The organism is Hymenobacter jeongseonensis, assembly GCF_015694725.1.
In the GTDB taxonomy this organism is placed as follows: Bacteria; Bacteroidota; Bacteroidia; order Cytophagales; family Hymenobacteraceae; genus Hymenobacter; species Hymenobacter jeongseonensis.
On sequence record NZ_JADQDQ010000004.1, the window covers coordinates 128,054 to 147,603 of the forward strand.

The 19,550-nt window shown below is 62.7% G+C and carries 13 protein-coding genes; 6 read left to right on the forward strand and 7 right to left on the reverse strand.

Going from position 1 to position 19,550, the window contains the following annotated elements; translation table 11 throughout:
- Positions 1 to 16: 16 nt before the first annotated feature.
- Positions 17 to 754, reverse strand: coding sequence for a hypothetical protein (locus I2I05_RS10125; RefSeq protein WP_196282133.1), 738 nt, complete (start codon positions 752 to 754; stop codon positions 17 to 19).
- A 468-nt stretch (positions 755 to 1,222) separates the two neighbouring features.
- On the opposite strand from I2I05_RS10125, the gene I2I05_RS10130 reads away from it, so the two are divergent.
- From I2I05_RS10130 to I2I05_RS10150, 5 genes are all read left to right on the forward strand, one after another.
- Positions 1,223 to 2,041: a universal stress protein gene (locus tag I2I05_RS10130; RefSeq protein WP_196282134.1), complete on the forward strand. Its 819-nt coding sequence runs from the start codon at positions 1,223 to 1,225 to the stop codon at positions 2,039 to 2,041.
- A 53-nt stretch (positions 2,042 to 2,094) separates the two neighbouring features.
- Positions 2,095 to 4,524 carry a phosphoenolpyruvate synthase gene (gene ppsA / locus I2I05_RS10135; protein WP_196282135.1) on the forward strand — a complete coding sequence of 810 codons (2,430 nt, stop codon included), beginning with the start codon at positions 2,095 to 2,097 and terminating at the stop codon, positions 4,522 to 4,524.
- Between the two features lie 66 nt (positions 4,525 to 4,590).
- Positions 4,591 to 5,349, forward strand: coding sequence for an MlaE family ABC transporter permease (locus I2I05_RS10140; RefSeq protein WP_196282136.1), 759 nt, complete (start codon positions 4,591 to 4,593; stop codon positions 5,347 to 5,349).
- A 132-nt stretch (positions 5,350 to 5,481) separates the two neighbouring features.
- Entirely contained in the window at positions 5,482 to 6,264 is a 783-nt protein-coding gene (locus I2I05_RS10145; protein ID WP_196282137.1) for an ABC transporter ATP-binding protein, read from the forward strand.
- Positions 6,265 to 6,324: 60 nt separating this feature from the next.
- Positions 6,325 to 7,290, forward strand: a complete 966-nt coding sequence (locus I2I05_RS10150) for an MlaD family protein (protein ID WP_196282138.1) — start codon at positions 6,325 to 6,327, stop codon at positions 7,288 to 7,290.
- Positions 7,291 to 7,430: 140 nt separating this feature from the next.
- Here I2I05_RS10150 and I2I05_RS10155 read toward each other — a convergent pair whose 3' ends face one another.
- The 4 genes from I2I05_RS10155 to I2I05_RS10170 all read right to left on the reverse strand — a co-directional run bounded on the left by I2I05_RS10155 (position 7,431) and on the right by I2I05_RS10170 (position 13,221).
- Positions 7,431 to 8,255 (reverse strand): universal stress protein, encoded by an 825-nt coding sequence (locus I2I05_RS10155; protein WP_196282139.1) that lies wholly within the window; start codon positions 8,253 to 8,255, stop codon positions 7,431 to 7,433.
- A 391-nt stretch (positions 8,256 to 8,646) separates the two neighbouring features.
- Positions 8,647 to 11,316, reverse strand: a complete 2,670-nt coding sequence (locus I2I05_RS10160; RefSeq protein WP_196282140.1) for a cation-translocating P-type ATPase — start codon at positions 11,314 to 11,316, stop codon at positions 8,647 to 8,649.
- A 111-nt stretch (positions 11,317 to 11,427) separates the two neighbouring features.
- Positions 11,428 to 12,327, reverse strand: coding sequence for a universal stress protein (locus I2I05_RS10165; RefSeq protein ID WP_196282141.1), 900 nt, complete (start codon positions 12,325 to 12,327; stop codon positions 11,428 to 11,430).
- A gap of 69 nt (positions 12,328 to 12,396) precedes the next feature.
- A complete protein-coding gene (locus I2I05_RS10170) occupies positions 12,397 to 13,221 on the reverse strand; it encodes a universal stress protein (RefSeq protein ID WP_196282142.1) in 825 nt (274 codons plus the stop codon).
- A gap of 561 nt (positions 13,222 to 13,782) precedes the next feature.
- Here I2I05_RS10170 and I2I05_RS10175 point away from each other — a divergent pair.
- The gene (locus I2I05_RS10175; RefSeq protein WP_196282143.1) at positions 13,783 to 15,276 is read left to right on the forward strand and encodes a CCA tRNA nucleotidyltransferase; all 1,494 of its coding nucleotides are present in this window, start codon (positions 13,783 to 13,785) and stop codon (positions 15,274 to 15,276) included.
- On the opposite strand, the gene I2I05_RS10180 is transcribed toward I2I05_RS10175, so the two are convergent.
- Both I2I05_RS10180 and I2I05_RS10185 read right to left on the reverse strand, forming a co-directional pair.
- Complete coding sequence (locus tag I2I05_RS10180) at positions 15,273 to 16,469, reverse strand: alpha/beta hydrolase-fold protein (RefSeq protein WP_196282144.1); 1,197 nt, start codon at positions 16,467 to 16,469, stop codon at positions 15,273 to 15,275. The two genes, I2I05_RS10175 and I2I05_RS10180, sit on opposite strands and share 4 nt — an antisense overlap.
- A gap of 391 nt (positions 16,470 to 16,860) precedes the next feature.
- On the reverse strand, positions 16,861 to 19,533 hold the full coding sequence (locus I2I05_RS10185; RefSeq protein WP_196282145.1) for a GIN domain-containing protein: 2,673 nt from the start codon (positions 19,531 to 19,533) through the stop codon (positions 16,861 to 16,863).
- Positions 19,534 to 19,550: the final 17 nt, after the last annotated feature.

Consider the following 19,550-nt stretch of genomic DNA (forward strand, 5'->3'; position numbering starts at 1 on the left):
GCCGAAAATGCGGGCATTAAAAATTGGGAGGACAGGGAGTGGCTAAGTCCAGAAATACATCATCCCCGTTAATGGAATCATCCTCGTCGGTGCCGCCACGCGGGTTTGCGCTCTTGGACAGCACCACCAAGCCAAACGCCTCGGTCAGTTCCCCGGTGGAATCGGGGGCGTGGTAGGCGTGTAAGGCTAAGTACACGCGAATTTCCTGCTGCTGTCTCGCCTGCGCCCGAGGCAGCGGGACCATAAAGTCAATGAGATTGAAGTTATAGCCTTGCAGCGTAACGAGGTTGACGGTGAACATGGCCGGCTTTACCTCCCCGGCATCCTGCCAATTCCGGAGCCAAATGCTGGCCAACTCCCCCGGCACGTGTTCGTTTCTGGCGGCCGGCGCGAAGGTGCTGGGCATGCGGTAGCCCTGGCCCTTGGTGCCCGGGGTGCCGATGTAGTAGGCCGATACTTGGTCGCCTTTGGTATCGGCGGCAAACAGCGCAATGGAGAAGTCCTGCGCCCCGGCCGATTCCCCTGGCACCAGGAGAAAGCGGGCTTTAATTTGGTGCACCCCGATGGCCGACAAGAGCCCCACGATGCTGCTGACGGGAAAGCTAACGTACAGAATTCGTTCGCCGGCCGCGTTGCTAAAGGCCTGGGCCAGCGGCGAAACGCTGGGCTGGCTCACTACGGTTAGCCATTTGGCAGAGTATTCTTTGAATAGCTGTGGGCTAATGATTTCATGAGGACTGTCGAGGTGTTTCATACGAAAGAGCAAGCTTAGGACGAATGAGAAAAGGGCGGGTGCAGTAAGGCTGAGCCGGAAATGCTGAGCTTTTGCGGGGGAAAGGTATGTTGAAGCAACGCAAATAGCGAAATATAGCCGCTCATTGCGAGTTGCTTATGTTTCGCCACAGTTGGGTGCGTGGCTGGTTGCTACAGGGTAGCACAAGGAGCTATTGCACCTGTTTTCCGTGGTAAGAGGATGGGATGAAAACCGGAGTTTTTGCGCGGGGATTATCCGGCCTAGGCCGGTGCATTAGGTGTTGTTTTAGGTGGCCTACAAGGGACGCCCGTGGCGTTGCGATGCGTGCGGCCTGGAGCCGCCAATGCGGGTTGGGTTTTGGTGGGCAACATGACGCAAATCAATAGCCATCTTGATTTTACGCATGGCCATTCGGCCTAGCTTCTCCGACCTTGCAACTGCCCCCCCGCCTCCCAACAGCAGCCGCTCATGCCCGTTTCCCTTATCGTTTTAACCGATTTTTTTCAGGCGGCCAACCGGGCGTTGGACTATGCCACCAACCTGGCCGAACCGTTGGGCGCGCGGCTGGTGCTGCTGCACGTACACCGCGACTCGGTAATTGACCCGGAGATGTTTACCGGCAAGCTGTCGAACCTGAGCAAGGAAGCCATCAACTTGGCCATGCGCAGCTTGGCGAGCAACCTCACCGTGCCCGTAGTGGCCGAAGTAGGGCACGGGCGCGTGGCTTCGGCCGCCGTGGACACCGCCAGCCGGCACCAGCCCGCTCTCATTGTGCTGGGCCGGCCCGATTATCCGTCTACGCCCGATGAGCTGGTGCACACCACGTCGCTCGATATCCTGCGGCTGGCGCCCTTCCCGTTGCTGGTGGTACCCCATGCGCGGGCCACCACAGCCCCGCCGCGCCGGGTGCTGGTGGCCGTCGATGGCGAGCCGTTTGGTTTGGGCAAAAACGCGTTTTCGGCCCGGCACCTGCTCAACTGCCTGAGTGCCGAGGTGACGGTGCTGTACGTGGCGCCCGACGCCGAGGCCCAAGACCTGGGTTCGGCGGCTTTGGAAGCCGTTCGGCAGGCCAGCCTGGTGGCCAATCCCACGCATTTGCGCATGCGCACCGTGGTGCACGACAACCCCGGCCGGGGCATTCTAGCCACGGCCCAGGCCACCGAGTATGACCTGGTGGTGCTCATCACCCGCCCCCGCAGTTTTTTGGGCAGGCTGTTTCACCGCAGCATTACCTCGCAGGTGCTATTGCACAGCCCTTTGCCCGTGCTGATAGTGCCTGCGCTGTAGCCCCCTCTTGCTTTTTCCCAGCCATCTTCCCCACCCTTTAACGCACCTTTCCCATGTCACAAGAAGCTTTTGTCTTGTTCTTTCGGGAACTGGCCAACGACAAAGTAGCCTTGGTAGGCGGCAAAAATGCCTCCCTGGGCGAGCTGTTCAATCGGTTGAATGCCAACGGCATCAACGTGCCCGATGGCTTTGCCACCACGGCGTCGGCTTATTGGCGGTTTCTGGACGAAAACCGGCTGCGCGAACCCCTGACAACCCTGCTGGCTACTGTGGATGCCCAGGAGTTCAGCAACCTGCAGGAGGTGGGGGCCCAGGCGCGGGCCCTGCTGCGCAACGCCACCCTTCCGGCGCCGGTCGTTCAGAACATCACCGATGCTTACCACGCCCTGAGTGCCGAATACACCCACGACATTCAGGTAGCGGTGCGCAGCAGCGCCACCGCCGAAGACCTGCCGCAGGCCAGCTTTGCCGGGCAGCACGACTCGTTTTTGAACGTGCGGGGCGTGCAGCCCGTGCTACACGCTTGCCAGGAGTGCTACGTGTCGTTGTTCAACGACCGGGCCATCAAGTACCGGCTGCAAAACGGATTCGACCACATGCAGGTGGCCTTGTCGGTGGGCGTGCAAACCATGGTACGTTCGGATTTGGCCTCCGCCGGCGTAGCATTCACCATCGAGCCCGAAACGGGGCACGAAAACCTGGTGTACCTGACCGGCAGCTGGGGTTTGGGCGAAAACGTGGTGCAGGGGGCCGTTAACCCCGACGAATATTACCTCTTCAAGCCCGCGCTGCGCCACCACTCCCGGGCCCTGGTTACCAAAAAGCTGGGCGACAAGGCCAAAACCATGCACTACGCCGTAGACGAGCATCAGCTGGCGGGCATCAAGAACACCGATACACCGCCGGAACGGCGCGAGGCCTTTGTACTCACCGATGCCGAAGCCGAGCAGTTGGGCCGCTGGTGCCTGCAGATTGAGGAGCACTACGGCATGCCGATGGACATCGAGTGGGCCAAGGATGGGCTCAACAACGAGCTCTACATTGTGCAGGCCCGGCCCGAAACCATTCACCACGGCCGGCGGGTGGTGAGCCTGCACGAATACCAGCTCACCGAAAAAGGCCCGGTGCTGGCTACCGGCAAAGCCGTGGGCAACCAGATTGCGGTCGGCGTGGCCCGCATCCTCGACTCGCCGGCCGACGGCCACCGCCTGCAGCCGGGCGACATTCTGGTGACCGACATCACCAGCCCGGACTGGAACACGGTGCTGCGCAAAGCCGCCGTCATCGTCACCAACAAGGGCGGGCGCACCAGCCACGCGGCCATTGTGGCCCGCGAGCTGGGCGTGTCGGCGGTGGTGGGCACGCTCAATGCCACCGAAAAAATCAAGGACGGACAGCTCATCACCGTGTCCTGCGCCGAGGGCGACGAAGGCCACGTGTATGCCGGCCAGCTGGCCTGGGAAGAAAGCGACATCGACTTGCAGCAAGTGAAGATGCCGCGCACCAAGCCCTTGCTCATCCTCGCCGACCCGGACCGCGCCCTGCACCTGGCTCGCTACCCCAGCCAGGGCGTGGGGCTGCTGCGCATGGAATTCGCCATCAATAACGCCATTCGCGTGCACCCCATGGCCTTGGTGGCGTTCGACCAGCTCACCGACCAGAAGGCCCGCGAAACCATCATGAAGCTTACCGAGCGGTATGCCTCCAAGCCCGAATATTTTATCGATAAGCTGGCGCAGGCCATTGGGTTGGTGGCGGCGGCCTTCTATCCGCGCGAAGTGATTGTGCGCCTCAGCGACTTCAAAACCAACGAGTACGCCAACCTGATTGGCGGGCGCCAATTCGAGCCCGCCGAGGAAAACCCCATGCTGGGCTTCCGCGGAGCCTCGCGCTACTACAGCCCGCAGTACCGCGAAGGCTTCCGCCTGGAATGCGCGGCCTTGCAGCGGGTGCGCCACGAGATGGGCCTGACCAATGTGAAAGTGATGGTGCCCTTCTGCCGCACCGTGGCGGAAGGCCAGAAGGTGGTGGCGTTGATGGAGGAGTTTGGCCTGAAGCGCGGCGAGGACGGCCTGGAAATCTACGTGATGGCCGAAATTCCCAGCAACGTGGTGCTGGCCGAGGAGTTTGCGGCAGTTTTCGATGGCTTTTCCATCGGCTCCAACGACCTGACCCAGCTCACGCTGGGGCTCGACCGGGATTCGGCCATCGTCAGCTCTCTGTTTGATGAGCGCAACGAGGCCGTGCTGCGGATGCTGGCGCAGGTTATCCGCACGGCCAAGGCCTGCGGGCGGCCCATTGGGCTGTGCGGCCAGGCGCCGAGCGACTACCCGGAATTTGCCCAGTTTCTGGTGGAGCAAGGCATCGACAGCATTTCCTTCAGCCCCGATGCGCTGCTCAAAGGAATGGCCAACATGGCCGCGGCCGAGCAAGCGCCTCCCGGGGAGCGGCCCCAAGAAGCGGCGGCCTTCGAGCGGGCGTAGCGGATTCTGAAACTCCTAAAATCCACCTATGGGGAAGCAACGGGCTGGCTTTATTTTCTGTAAACCATGATTACCAGTGCAATGCTGGCCGAAACCGGTGCCATGACGCACTTTGCCGGCCGCTTCTTCCGCGAAGGGTTTCGCCCGCGCTACGAGGTGCAGGAACTCCTGCGGCAATGCTACATTATTGGCTATCAGTCGTTGCCGTTGGTGGGCATCACGGGCTTCATTATGGGCATTGTGCTCACGCTGCAGAGCCGGCCCACCATGGCCCAGTTTGGGGCCGAGGCCTGGATTCCGACCATGGTCGGGCTAACCATCATCCGGGAGATGGGCCCCATCATCACGGCCCTCATTTTTGCCGGCAAAATCGGCTCCAGCATCGGTGCCGAATTGGGCTCAATGCGCGTGACCGAGCAGATTGACGCCATGGAAGTGTCGGGCACCAACCCGTTTAAGTACCTGGTGGTGACGCGGGTGCTGGCCACCACGCTCATGCTGCCTATCCTCACGCTGCTGGCCGATGCCGTGGCGCTTTTCGCCGCCTACGTTGGCATCAACCTGAAAGGCGTGACCAGCATGGCGCTGTTCACCAACAGCATTCTGCAGCGGCTCACGTTTGGCGACGTGGTGCCGGCGGTTATCAAAACCTTCTTTTTTGGCTTCGTCATCGGGCTTATCGGCTGCTACAAAGGCTACCATTCCGACAAGGGCACCGAAGGCGTGGGGCAGGCGGCCAACTCGGCGGTGGTGGTGTCGTCGCTGGTCATCTTCATTATCGACTTGCTGGCCGTGCAAATTACCGGCGCCCTCGGCCTGAACTAAACGCGTTGGTGCTGACGCCGGGCTAAGGCGGCATATTGCAATAACCACATGGAATAACGATATTTGAAAAAGGGGCACATTCCCCGGATTTCGACAAGGCTAATCGGCCTTGCGGCCTCTTCAACCCCTGATATGAACCCGGCAACTACTCTGCAATCGGCACCCGCTCGCACTGCTCCGGCGGCTACGGAGGCCGTGCTCACGGTGGCGCACGTCAGCAAGGCGTTTGGCAGCAACCAGGTGCTGCGGGATTTCTCGCTCTCGCTGAACCAGGGCGAAAACCTGGTAGTGCTGGGCAAGTCCGGCTCGGGCAAATCGGTGCTGATTAAGTGCATCATCGGGCTGCTGCCGGTTGATGCGGGCCGCATCACGGTGCTGGGCCAGGACGTGGCTTCCCTCGACCACGCGGCCCTCGACCAGCTGCGCGCCAAAGTGGGCTTTCTGTTTCAGAGCAACGCTCTCTACGACTCGATGACGGTGCGCGAAAACCTGTTGTTTCCGCTGCGGCGGCACTGGCTCACGCACCGCGCCGGCGAGGAAAACGAGTTGGTGGGCGGGGCCCTGGAGGACGTTGGGCTGGCCCACACCGCCGACATGATGCCCGCCGAGCTGTCGGGGGGCATGCGCAAGCGCATCGCGCTGGCCCGTACCCTCATCCTGCGCCCTCAAATCATTCTGTACGACGAGCCCACTACCGGCCTCGACCCGGTGACGGCCCGCGAAATCGACCAGCTGATTCTGCAAGTGCAGCAGAAGTACAACACCTCGGCCCTCATCATTTCGCACGACATGAACTGCGTGCGCCTGACCGCCAACCGGGTGGCCCTGCTGGTAGAAGGCCGCTGCTACGCCGAAGGCAGCTACGCTGAGCTGGAGCAGCGCGACGACCCTGCCATTCACGAATTTTTTGCCTGAGCTCAGCCGGGCTGTTGGCGGGCGCAATTCGATAGGGCTTTCACTTAACCAGTTGCTCCCATGACCCAGTCCAATACCTCGATTTACACCCGTTTGGGCCTGTTTGTGCTGGTTGGCGTGGGGGCGCTGGTGGCTGCTTTGTTCCTGATTGGGCGCAAGGAAAACATGTTCAGCTCCTCGCTGGAAATCCGCGCCGATTTCCGGAACGTGTCGGGGCTGCTCACCGGCAACAACGTGCGCCTGGCCGGCATTAACGTGGGCACCGTGCGCCGCATCGACATCATCAACGACAGCACCGTGCGGGTGGCCATGGCCCTGAACCGCGACGTGCGCCCCTTCGTGAAGAAAAACGCCGTGGCCTCCATTGGCACCGACGGGCTGGTGGGCAACACCATTGTGAACCTGGCCGCCGTGGCCACCCCCGCACCACCCGTGGCTCCGGGCGACGTGCTGGCCACCACCGAGCCGCTGGCCATCAACGAGATGCTGCGCACGCTCGACGTGTCGAATAAAAACCTCGTCGGCATCACCCAGGATTTGCGCCAGATAACCGGCAAGCTCAACGGCCACAATTCCCTTTGGCAACTGCTCGAAGACGACCAACTGGTGGCCAGCGTGCGCCAAACCCTGCGCCAGGCCGCAACCGCCACGGCCCAGCTGCAGGCCTCGGCTCAGGACGTGCAGCGACTCACGCGCGGGGTGCGCCAGGGCCGCGGGCCGGTGGGCTACCTGCTCACCGACACCTCTTTTGCCGGCCAGCTGCAGCACGCCACCGGCCAGCTGGCCAGCACCTCCGACACCCTGGCCAGCACCCTGGCCACCCTGAAACGGCAGGTGCAAACCGGCGCTGGCCCCCTCAATACCCTGCTGGTGGATACCACCATGAGCCGCCAGCTGCGCCAGAGCATGCAAAACGTGGCGCGGGGCACGGCGGGCTTCAGCCAAAGCATGGAGGCCTTGCAGCACAATTTTCTGGTGCGCGGCTATATCCGTCGGCAGCAGAAAAAACAAGCCCAAACTCAGTGAGCATGGGCTGGCGCTACCGTGTCCGAGTCGTTGGCTTGGATTATTACACCTTGGATTATTACACACAGCGGTTGGCCAGACTCTCAACCGCGTCTGGCCAACCGCTGTGTCAGAATAGGAAGGAGGCCTTTCTTCTGCCCCTAGGCCGTGGTGGGCAGCACCAGCACCGGTATGGGGCTGCGGTGCATCAGCTTGGCTGTGACGCTGCGGTGGAACAGCCCGCCCAGGAAAGTGTGCGGCCGGGCCATCACCACCAGAAGCTGGGCGCCCACTTCCTTCGCCGCCAGCATGATGCCGTCGGCCGGGGATTCATCGCGCACTTCGTACAGGTCGTTGCCAGTGGGCGACCCGAACAGGCCGGTTTGGCGCACGGCTTCCAGGCCCACATCGGCGTGGGAGGGGCCTTCGCCGGCGGCCACGTGCACCACGGTGGCGTGGGGGCGAAGGGCGGTCAGCAACTCGGCCAGCGCCTGCGAGGGCTCGGTGAGCCGGAAGTCGTGACCATCGGCGGCCACCACCACGCGGCTGGGCAGCTCGGGGCTGTCCCAGTGTTCGGGCACAATCAACAAGGGGAACTGGGTGTGGTGCAAAGTGGGCAGCGCCAGGTTGACCAGAAAGCTATCCAGCACGTTCTGGGGCTGTTCGCGGCCGATGGCAAACAGGAGCGGATGGCGCCGCCGCACCACGTCGGCCACGGTGGCTTCCAGCGTGTCGATGGAGACCTCGGCATCGGCGGGTACGGGCAGAGAGTTGGCGCGCTCCACTAGGTCGTGCATGATGGCCTGGCGGCTGGTGATGGGGATGGGGGCGCCCACCATGGAGACTTCGGGGGCCAGGAGTGGGTCGAGGTACACGTGCAACAGCACCACCCGCCCGTTCAGCAGCGCCGCGAAGCGCGCAGTGTAGGTCAAAGCCGCTTCCGCCGCGGCCGACATATCGGTTAAAACTGCAAAAGCCGGTTTCATACAGAAGAAGGATTAAGGCCGGGAAACAGACCCGGCAGGTGGGTTGGAATGCTTCGGCAAACTGGTTGAGTCAAATTCGTTGGACTGGTTTCAGGCAGTTAGGGTCGGCCACAAAACACCCCGATGCCACCCCCGCTTCCAGTCGATACGGCAGCTAAAAGCTCTTCAAAAATCGCCAAAATTGATTCCTTAGGCTATGATGAATGTCAAGTAAATGAATGATGTATCTTATTGGATAGAAGTTTATTATGCTATTAATTTCTAGATTTCATCACCTGATTTCATGGGTAGTGATGCAACGAAGCAAGGTTAGTGACAGTCTGGTGGCAGAGCCGAGCCGGGTGTGCTGTAGAAGGGGTTGGTCTTCCTTGCCCGAAATCCTCACCACGGCTCAGCTCCTGACTACCGGCGCTGCGGCCGCTGTCCGGTGCTGCCACCGCCGCAGGGCGTGGCCCAGCAACTGGCCCAGTACCAGCACGGCCACGGCCGGCGCCACAATCAACAGCAGCGCCACGGGCGGGAGGGGCACAATGCTCATCAGCTCGTGTAGCGCGGGCTGGTAGTAGGTGAGCAGCAATAGGCCCGCGCACAGCCCTAGCGCCAGCCACACAAATTGGTTGCGCAGCACGTCGTTGGCGCGCAGGGGCGTGCCGATGCCCGCCATGTTGAACACGTGCAGCAGCTGCGCGGCGCCAAGGCCATAGAACAAAACCGCGTTGGCAGCCTCGGGAGAGAGGCCGAAGCGGTAACGCGCCAGGTAGTTGGTGCCCAGCAGTGCGGCCGTCATCAGGCTGGCGTAGGCCACGGCTAGGCGCCAGTCGCCGGGGCGCATCACGGGCGCTTGTGGTTCGTGGGGGCGGTGGTTCATCACGGTGGCACTGCCTTTGCCCACGCCCAGCGCCAGCGCCGGAAACACGTCCGTGAGCAGGTTCAGAAAGAGGATTTGCAGCGGCAGCAGCCCCGCCCCGGGCAGGAGCATGCTGCTGGCCGTGACCACCAGAATTTCGCTCAGGTTGCACGAAACCAAATACAGCACGAAGCGCCGGATGTTGGTGAAAATGATGCGTCCCTGCTCCACCGCCGCCACAATGGACGCAAACGAGTCGTCGCGCAGCACCAGGGCGGCGGCTTCGCTGGCTACCTGCGTGCCGCGCTGGCCCATGGCCACGCCGATATCGGCTTTTTTGAGGGCCGGGGCATCGTTCACGCCGTCGCCGGTCATGGCCACAATGTGGCCTTGCTCCTGGTACAGGCGAATTAAATCCAGCTTTTGGGCCGGGCTCACGCGGGCAAACACCCGCGTTTGCCAAAAGCGGGCGGCCGCGCCGTGGGGCTGGGTCAGCAAATCCGGCAGCTCCGCGCCCGTCACCACCACGTTGTCGCCATCGCCGTCAGTCGCCAAATGCACCTGCCGGGCCACGGTAAGGGCCGTGGCCGGGTGGTCGCCGGTGGCCATCAGCACCAGAATGCCCGCCCGCCGGCACGCATCCAGGGCCGGAATCACCTCGGGACGGGGCGGGTCGAGAAACGCCACCAAGCCCAACCAGGTCAACTCGTGGGCCCAGTCGGGCTGGTCTTCAGCGGGCAAGATGCGGTAGGCGAGGGCCAGGGTGCGCAGGCCGGTTTGGGCCAGGTGTTCGGCGTGGAGCAGCCACTCGGCGCGTTCGGCCACGGCCAGCGGCTGGGCGCCGGTGGCCGTGTGCTGCTGGGTGCAGTGGCGCAGCACTTCTTCGGCGGCGCCCTTCACCGCTACCCAGGCCTGGCCGTGGTGGTGGCGGTGCAGGGTGGCCATCAGGCGGGTATCGGAGTTGAACGGCAGCTCGGCCAGACGGCTGGCCGTTTCCAGGGCGCCGGGCACGTCGAACCCGGCTTGGTGGGCCAGAGCCAGCAGGGCTACTTCAAGCGGGTCGCCGAGGGCAGCCTCGGCTTCCGCCGGCGAGTAAGACGCGTTGTTGCAGAGCACGGCCACCCGCAGCAGCAGCTGGTACGATTCGCTGGTGACGGCCGGGTGCGCGGCGTCGAGGGGGAAGCGCAGGCTGGCTTCGGACAGCCGCACGGTGTCCACGGCCATCTGGTTTTGGGTGAGCGTACCGGTTTTATCGGTGAAAATGACGTCGGTACTGCCCAGGGTTTCTACGGCGGCCAGGCGCTTCACCAGCACGCTGCGGCGGGCCAGGCGCAGCATACCATAGGCCAGGGCCAGCGTGGCCACAATGGAGAGGCCTTCGGGAATGGCCGCCACGGCCAGCACAATGGCAGTTTTCAGCAGGGAATAGGCTGACTTGCCCTGCAGCAAGCCGCCCACCACAAACAATACGGCCAAACCGATGGTGATAAAAACCAGCTGGCGGGCCAGGTGATTGAGCTTGGCTTCGAGAGGAGTGGCGGTGCGCTCCGCCCCCTGCACCAAGTGCACAATGGCACCCAATTGGGTGTTGCTGCCCACGCCCGTTACCACGGCCCGCCCGGTGCCGTTGACCACCGCCGTGCCCTTGAACAGGCGGTGGGGCTGCTCGGCCAGCGCAGCGTTGGGCTCGCCCGCGGGCAGGCGTTTTTCTACGGGCATCGACTCGCCGGTGAGGGCCGATTCGTTGACTTGCAGCTGCTGCATTTCGAAGAGTTCGGCATCGGCGGCCACTACTTCGCCGGCTTCTACCAGTAGCACATCGCCTACGGTCAACTGGTCGGCGGGCAGGGCTCGAACTTGGCCCTCGCGTAGCACCCGCGCCGTGGCCTGGCCCATGCGGCGCAGGGCCGTCATGGACGCCTGCGCGTTCCACTCCAGCCCAAACCCTAGGAAAGCGTTGATGAAGATAACCGCCAGAATTGCGTAGCCTTCGGCGTAGTCCTGAAAAAAGAAGGAAAACAGCGCCGCGCCGCCCAGCACCACCACAATCACGCTCCGAAACTGCCGCAGCAGCACCCGGACCCAGCTTTCGGGCGGCTGGGCATCTACCGCATTGGGGCCGTACTGCTGCAGGCGCGCACGGGCTTCGGCCTCGGTGAGGCCGGTGGCGGGCGAAGTGCCGGACGCAACGAGGGGAGCAGCCAGTTCGGCCATAGGAAAGGACGGGGGAGCTTTGAGCCTGTTTGAGACTCTGCTTTTGAGTCATGCTTCGACAAGCTCAGCCTGACGTGCTAAAACGTGTTTTGCAAAATCCCCAATACGCTCTCAGTGCGCGCTACTCGAATGGCGTTGCGCCTGTTTCTTAAGGTTTTTGCTGGGGCCGGGCGTTTCCACGTTTTGTGCAGCGGGCACTACCAGCACGGGTACCGTGCTTTGGTGCATCACCTGCGCCGTCACGCTTTCGTGAAAAAGCTCGCCGAGGTAGCTGCGCGGCCGGGCCACCACCACCACCAGGTCGGCCTGGGTGTCGTGCATGCCCTCGAGCACCCCGCTCACCGCGTCCTTGTGCTGGTAGCCCCGCAGCTCGGCTTCGGGCAGGGCCGCCAGAATGCCGCTGCGCCGCACGGCGTTCAGGGCATACAGGCAGCTGTCGTCCTCCTCCAGGGCCGAGACGTGGGCCACGGTCACGGCCGCGCCCAGGCTCACGAGCAGCTGGTGCACGCCAACGGCGGCCCCGGAAACGCTGAATTCCTCGCAATCGGCCGCTATCAGCACGCGGCGGGGCGGGTTTGCGGCGGCGGCGCCCTGGGGCACCAGCAGCACGGGAATGTGGGCGGCCTGGAGCAGTTCCAGCACCACGCTGCTGAAATCCTCCGGCCCGGTGCGGGTGGGCACCGGGCGGCCCACCACAAACAGCGCCGGATGGTAGCGGGCCAGCAGGTCGCGGGCTACTTCCGGCAGCAGGTCGGTGGCAATTTCTACGGTGGCGGGCGCCCCTAGCTTTTCGGCCTGTCGGGCCAGCAGCGACTTCATTTCGGCGGCTCCCCTCAGCTCCTCCCGCCGCAGGCCTTCCCCGGCAAAAATGTAGGGGTCGAAGAGCGCCACGCGGTTGGCGTGCAGCAGCACCACCTGCCCGCCAAAAGTGCGGGCCAGGGTATCGGCGTAATGCACCGCGTGTTGCGCCGCCGGATAGAAGCTGGTCATTACTATCAACGAAAGTTTCATGGCACAGGAGGGTGGGGTTGAGCTGAGCGAAGAATAGAAAAGAAAGCGTGATTGGAAGGGCGCCGGCCGTTAGTCCTGGGCGGGCAGCAGCAGAACGGGGAGCGCGCTCTCGCCGATGAGCTGCGCCGTAACGCTGCGGTGAAACAAGCTGCCCAGCAGACTATGGCGGCGGGCTACCACCACCAGCAGGTCGGCTTCAAGCTCGGTAGCGCCCTGCATGATGCCCTGCGCCGCGTGGCTGTGGTACACGATGTGCGGGTATTTGTCTGCCGTCAACGCTTCAAATCCGCTGTCCATAATGGTGTGTTGCACGCGGTGCCCGGCGGCGGCGCCCGGGTCCTTCTCGTTGGTAACGTAGAGAATGGTGAGCGTGGCGTTCAACGCCTTTAGCAACTGCGCCACAATGCCCTGGTTTTCATACAGCTTAAACGGGTCGCCGTCCACGGCCAGCACCAGCCGGCGCGGTGGAAAGTCGCCCCAGCCCACGGTGGGCACTATCAGCAGCGGAAACGGCACGTTGCGCAGCAAATCCATGGCGGCGCCGGTCACAATTTCTACGGGCGTAGACGCTGTGCCGGGGCGGCCCAGCACCAGGAGCTGCGGCTGGTGGTCGCGCACGGAATCGGCTACCGCCTCGGGCAGGAAAGCTTCGGAAATTTGTACCTCAGTGGGCACGGGCAGGCTGCTGGCGAGCTGGTGCAGGGCCTTCTCGGTTTGCTGCTCGTCGCGCCGGGCGTCCCGGTTGCTGTATTCCTCCGGCGAGAGCAGGCCGTCGTGCCGCACGTGCAGCAACACCAAGTGCGATTGGAGCGGCACCGCCAGGCCGGCCGCATATGAAAGGGCGCGGTTGGAAACGGCAAAAAAATCGGTCAGCACAACGATAGCGGGAGTCATAGCAGTCGGGAAAGAGGGTAATTATATAGTTATTGGGAAATGCCATGCGGCCCGCAACAGCCCGGCGGGCCGGAAATATGACGGGGCTCCGGCAACTCCGCCAGCCGGGGGAGCGCAACGGGTTTTGATAAAAAAGGACACCGGAAGCTAGTGCTGGCTAACGGTGCTGCGGGAGCGCAGTCCGTAGAGCGCCATCATCGCCACGGCCATATAAAAAATGGCAACTGGCAGCAGAGAAAGCCAAAATGCGGGCGTAAGCATGACCGTAAAAATTGGGGGTGAAGCCAGTGCCGCTGGCTCGGCCTAAAACAGGAGTTTGAACAGGATAAAAATCGCCATTTTAGCCCTCTTATGCCTTGACTACTATCATCATGAGGCTTGATTTTGGTCATGCCTGAGCCAAGCCACGGCTGCGTGCAGAACCGGCGCGTTTCCAGCCCCCAGTCTTGATAGTATGCGCAAGCTGAGCCCTCACGCTGCAGAGCCCGGTTGCCGCGCCCGGCAGGCCGTGACACGGGCGGCGGGCTTGATTTGCTGCGCACACTACCGAACTTTGCGGCCATGAAGACGCCCCAACTGCCCGAATTGCCCATCTTTCGCACCATCGCCGCCGCCGCTGCGGAGCTGCAGCAGCCGGCGTACGTCATCGGCGGCTACGTGCGGGATTTGGCCCTGGGCCGCCACAGCAAGGACATTGACGTGGTGACTGTGGGCGACGGCATTGCCCTGGCCCAGGCCGTGGGCGCCAAGCTGCCGGGCCGGGGCCGCGTCACCGTTTTCAAGAACTTCGGCACGGCCATGCTGCCCACCAAAGAAGCCGGCGAAATCGAATTTGTGGGCGCCCGCAAGGAAAGCTACCGCACCGATTCGCGGAAGCCGGAGGTAGAAGCCGGCACCCTGGAAGAGGACCTGGCCCGCCGCGACTTCACCATCAACGCACTGGGCCTGAGTTTGAACCCGGAAGATTTTGGGGCGCTGGTGGACCGCTACGACGGGATGAAGGACTTGGCCAGCAAAACCATCCGCACGCCGCTGGGGCCGGACGTGACTTTCTCCGACGACCCGCTGCGCATGATGCGGGCCATCCGCTTTGCCTCGCAGCTGAATTTCGACATTGAGCCGGACACGTTCGACGCCATTATCCGGAATAAGGACCGGATAAAAATCGTGTCACAGGAGCGCATCACGGTCGAGCTGAACAAGATAATTGAGTCGCCGACGCCGAGCTATGGCTTCAAGTTGCTGTTCCAGGCGGGGTTGTTGCAGCTCATTTTTCCGAAGATGGCGCTGCTGCACGGCGTGGAAAAAGTGGGCACGCACGCCCACAAAGACAATTTTTTTCACACCCTGCAAGTGCTCGACAACGTGGCCAACGCCGGCGGCGACCTGTGGCTGCGCTGGGCCGCCGTGCTGCACGACATCGCCAAGCCCGCCACCAAGCGCTTCGACCAGCGCGTGGGCTGGACCTTCCACGGCCACGAGGACAAGGGCGCGCGCTGGGTGCCCGGCATTTTTGCCGACCTCAAGCTGCCCCAGGGCGAGGAGATGCGCATGGTGCAAAAGCTGGTGAAGCTGCACCTGCGCCCCATTGCCCTGGTGAAGGAAACCGTGACCGATTCGGCCATTCGCCGCCTGCTTTTTGAGGCGGGCGAAGACATCGACCGCCTGATGCTGCTCTGCCGGGCCGACATCACCAGCAAGGACCACACCCGCAAGGAACGCTACCTGCGCAACTTCGGGCAGGTGGAGGAGAAGCTGAAGGAAGTGGAGGAAAAAGACCACCTCCGCAGCTTCCGGCCCGTTATTACCGGCGAAATAATCATGGAAACCTTTGGCCTGAAGCCGTCGCGCACGGTGGGCGAACTGAAAGAAGCCGTGATGGAAGCCATTCTGGAAGGCACCATTAAAAATGAAATGGACGAAGCCCTGGCCTTCTTGTTGCAGCAGGGGGCAGCCAAAGGACTGACGCCATCCCCGGGCGCCGCTTTGCCAAGTGCTGACACAGAAGCGCCATTATCAATTACCGGCTCCGAGTCCGCTGCCCCGATAAACTAAAGCTTCGTTAATAAGCGGGTGAGGGCTTGCTGGAGTATCATGATTCCGTCGGGGCCGTAGAGAAAGCTGTGGCCGCCCGTGGGCACGGTCTGTAATTTCCACTCAGGCGTTTGGCGCTGATTGGCCGCGTAGAAGGCCTGCACGGCTGAGTAGGGGTAGAGCGTGTCGTCCTGCGCGCTGAACTGAAGGCAAGTTTTTCCCTGGCCCAAGCGACCGATGCTGGCGCCCAAGGGCAGGTTCGGCGCCGGCGACAGGGCATAGAACCCACTGAAAGAGTCGGGCCGCTGGCTAGCGAACCACAGGGCGGCGCTGCCGCCGTTGCTCATGCCGCCCAGCACGGGGCCGCGGGGGGCGGTGCGGTAGCGGGCCTGTACTTCGCGCACTATTGCCTCGATTTGGGCAAAGGCAGCTGGTTGGTCGACCCAGCCAAAAGTTTGGCGGCCAAACGGGTACACCACCAAGGCGTTTGGCGGCGCAGCTGCAAAAATGGGTTCGTTTACTACTTCGGGGTCGTTGTGCCCAAACTGGGAGGTGTTGGCCACGCCGCCGTGCAGGTACACCACCACCGGGGCAGGCCGGGCGGGAGAGTAGCCGGCAGGCACGCGGACCAAATAGGGCATTCGCACCGTGTCGTTGGGCACGGAACTGAAGTAGAGCGCCAAACCGGGTTGAGCCGTGGCCCAGCGGGTGCGCTTGCGCCCTTGGCTGGTCGGGGTTGAGAGCGCGCGGGCCTGGGTTTCGCGCCGCCACCGCACTTGGGCGGCGCGAACGGCCGCTTCCTGCTCAGCCAATGCTCGGCGCATGGCTGCTACCCAACGGGGCCAAGCCGCTTCGGTCTTTAGCGAGGCTAGCGCCGGGTCTTGGCTCACGTTGTCGAGGTCCTGGGCTGTCATGCGCAAGGGCCGGTGGCGGCTGAGCTGCCCCAGCCAGCGCCAGGCTAGTGCTCGCCGAGCTGGGCATTTAGCCGCCGCAGTGGCCGCGCCAAACAGCTCGAATTCATTGGCGCGGGTGCTGTCTGGCGCAAACGCATGCTGAAACGTAGCCACGGCTTCGCACGGATTTTGGGCTTGCAGTTGGGCACCCCCTTGCTCCATAAGTTGCTCGTAGGTGAAGGCGGTAGTCTGAGCACGGGCGATGTCGGCGTTCCCTAACAGCAGGGCATACGTCATAAAAGAGAGATACAGGGATTTCATGGCTTGGCAGGGGAAATGCTGTACCATACCTAATGCAAGACCAACGGCTGCGGTTGCCTCGAAATAAGTTATTTCTGCTTTTCTCTAAATCTCGCCTTAGTATTTTTTCTCAAAAGTCCCAAAAACGAAATGGACGAAGCCCTGGCCTTCCTGTTGCAGCAGGGGGCGGCCAAAGGACTTCGTCCGGAAGGAGGCTTCGTTCACTCACCAAACTAAGCCTGGCTTCTTTTTTTCTGTTTTTAGGGGCTTCGGAGTAGGGAGGTCAGCTATACGGAAATACTTGCGCAAAGGCTGGGTAAATGCTTGAAAGTAAATGAGCCCGCCCCGTAGGGATGCCGGGCCAAGTCAAAGACGGCAGCGCGAAACAACCCGTTGCTCCGCGCTGCGGCCATTAGAGGCGCTTCACGCTGGAAGGGCCGGTGGCGTCTACGTCGCTGCTGCTGGGCTTGCCGCTGTAGGTAATCTGGCTGGCGCCCACGGCATCGCCCCGAATGCTTTCGGTGACGTGGAGGCGGGCCTTGCACACGCCGGCCAGGTCCACGGTGGCGGTGCGGGCATGCAGGTTGGCGGCGGCCAATTCGCAGGCGCCGGCGGCGTCGAGGTCTACGGCATCGGCGCTGCCGGTGGCGGTGGTGCGGCAGGCGCCGGCCTGCTCAATTTTCAAGTTGCCGTAGCTGCCGTTCAGGCGCAGGTGGCTGGCGCCGGCCTGCTCGATGGACAGCCGGTCCTGGCGGTCGAAGCCGCCGAGGTCGGCCTGCACGCTGCCGGCCAAATCCAACTTTTCAAGCGAAGGCATTTCGATGACAACCAGTACTTTGTTCTCGTTGCGGTTGCGACTAAAAAACGATGTGTTGCGGGGGCGAATTTCCAGCGTGTTGCCGCTGCTCGTTACCCGCATGTCTTCGAGGACGTCCTCGTCGCCGCCGGCTTCCACCTTGAAGGTGTCGCCTTTGCGCACCACCACCCGGTAGCCGCCCACTACCTGCACCTGGTTGAAGCCGTTTTGCTGGAAGGTGCGGCGGCCGCTGCCATAGCTTTCCAAATCGGTGTCGAACGCCGGAGCGCCGCCGTAGTTGAGCTTGAGGCCGTTGTCGTCGCCTTCGTCGTCGTTCACATCTCCCCCGTCCGAGCTGCTGCCGTCACTATCGATGTCAATGTTGATGTCAACGTCGTTGTCTTCGTCTTCGGCCGAAATGCCCAGGTCGGTTTCGGAGCAGCCAATGCACTCAAACTTGTTGCCGCGCAGGCGGTACTGGAACTGCTCGGGGTTTTCGGGGCGCTTGTTGTTGACAAAGTTTTCGTCGTTGAGCATGTCGTAGGCAAAGCGCGAGCTCATCCGGTAGGTGCGGTTGCGGGGCAGCCGAATGGTCAGGGCCAGTTCCTGGTCGCGGTACTTGGCGTTGGGCAGGAACGAGAAATGGTCGTCGAATACCAGCGAGGAATCGCCACGGGTCCGCACGCTGTAGTCAATGGAGCTCAGGGCGTTGCGGCGGGCTTCGTCTTCGGTGGGGCCTTTCGAGCCCAGCACGCGGAGTACTTCCACGGCGCGGCCGCTGTCGGCGGCGGCTAGGCGCACGTCCACGTGCTGCTCCCAGTCACGGTTTACCCGGCGGGCGTCCAGCATTATTACCGGCGTAGTGATGGCGGGGTAGCGCTCCAACTGCTCCACTTCGGCATCGAATTGGTACTGGCGGCTTTGCTGGGCAACGGCCATGGTCACGCCCACAATGCTCAGAATCCACAGGCCTAGCATCGACAAGCCCACCGTGCGCGACATCAGCGAGCGGCGCAGCAGCAGGTTCAGGCCGCTCAGAAACAAGGCCAGGGCGGGAATGCCGAAGGCGAAGAAGCCGGCGATGATGCCCCAGGCGGGGATGCCGTTGAGCATGACGTGGGCCGGCGCATCGCCCAAGGAAATATTTTCAGAGCTGGGAATCAGGCCGATGCCGGCGCCCAACAGAATGGCCAGGGTCAGCAGCAAAGAGAAGCCGCCCACGGTGAGCAACACCCCCGCCACAATGCGGATGGCTGAGCCCACAAAATCAACCAACGGGCGCAGGCCCCGGGCAGCATCTTCGACAAAAGCCCCTACGGGCCGGTTGGTGGTCGCGGAGCCATCGGCAAACTCATTGGCCCGCAGGCTGCTGTCGTAGCCTTCCAGCGTCACGGCGTCGCCGCGCATCCGCATCTTGTCCGAAACCGTTTTGGCTTCGGGCAAGACAATCCACAGGATGATGTAGAGGAAGAAGGTGAAGCCACCGCCCAGCAATCCGGCCAGCAATATCACTCGCACCAGGGTCACGTCGATGTTGAAGTAGGCGGCCAGGCCAGCCGCTACGCCGGCTACTTTAGCCGTGCCGGTGTCGCGGAAGAGCTTGCGGCCCGCCAGTGGCCCTTGGTTGAGCATGGCATCGTTAGGGGCCGGGGCGTCGTAACGCTTGGGCAGCACTATCCACAGGATGATGTAGGCCAGGAAGGCCCACCCGCCGAATTGGAAATGACCGTCGTGGTCGTGGTTATCAAATACTTCGAACATGCCGGGCAGCACAAACACGAGCAGTATCCAAGCCAGCCGCACCCACACCGGGTTGATGGCAAAATACTGGGCGATGCCGGCGGCTACCCCGGCTATGCGGCGGTGGGCCATGTCGCGGTAGAGGCGGCGGGGCTCCGTGGCGGTGGCGGCCCCGGCCGTGGCCGTGCCAGCCGAACCGTAGGCGCCTTGGGTGCCAAACGAGGTGGCGGTGCCGTAGGTGCTGCCGGCCGTGGCGGTGTCTTCTACGTCTTCGGCGTCGAGGTCATCGGCGGCGAAGTCGCTTACGCGGCCCATTTTGGCTGTCATGGCTTCCACGTCTTCCAGGGCGATGACCTGCTGAGTGGGGGAGAGGCGGGCCGAAAAAATCTCGGCAATGCGCCCCTCAATGTCGGCTACAATGTCTTCGTGGCCGCGGTAGTGTGCAAAGTGCGCTTTCACCTCGGCGAGGTAGCGGCTGAGCACTTCGTAGCCGTCTTCCTCGATGTGAAAGATAATCCCCTGCAGATTGATACTGATGTTCTTTTTCATGGTTAAAGGCTGAAAAA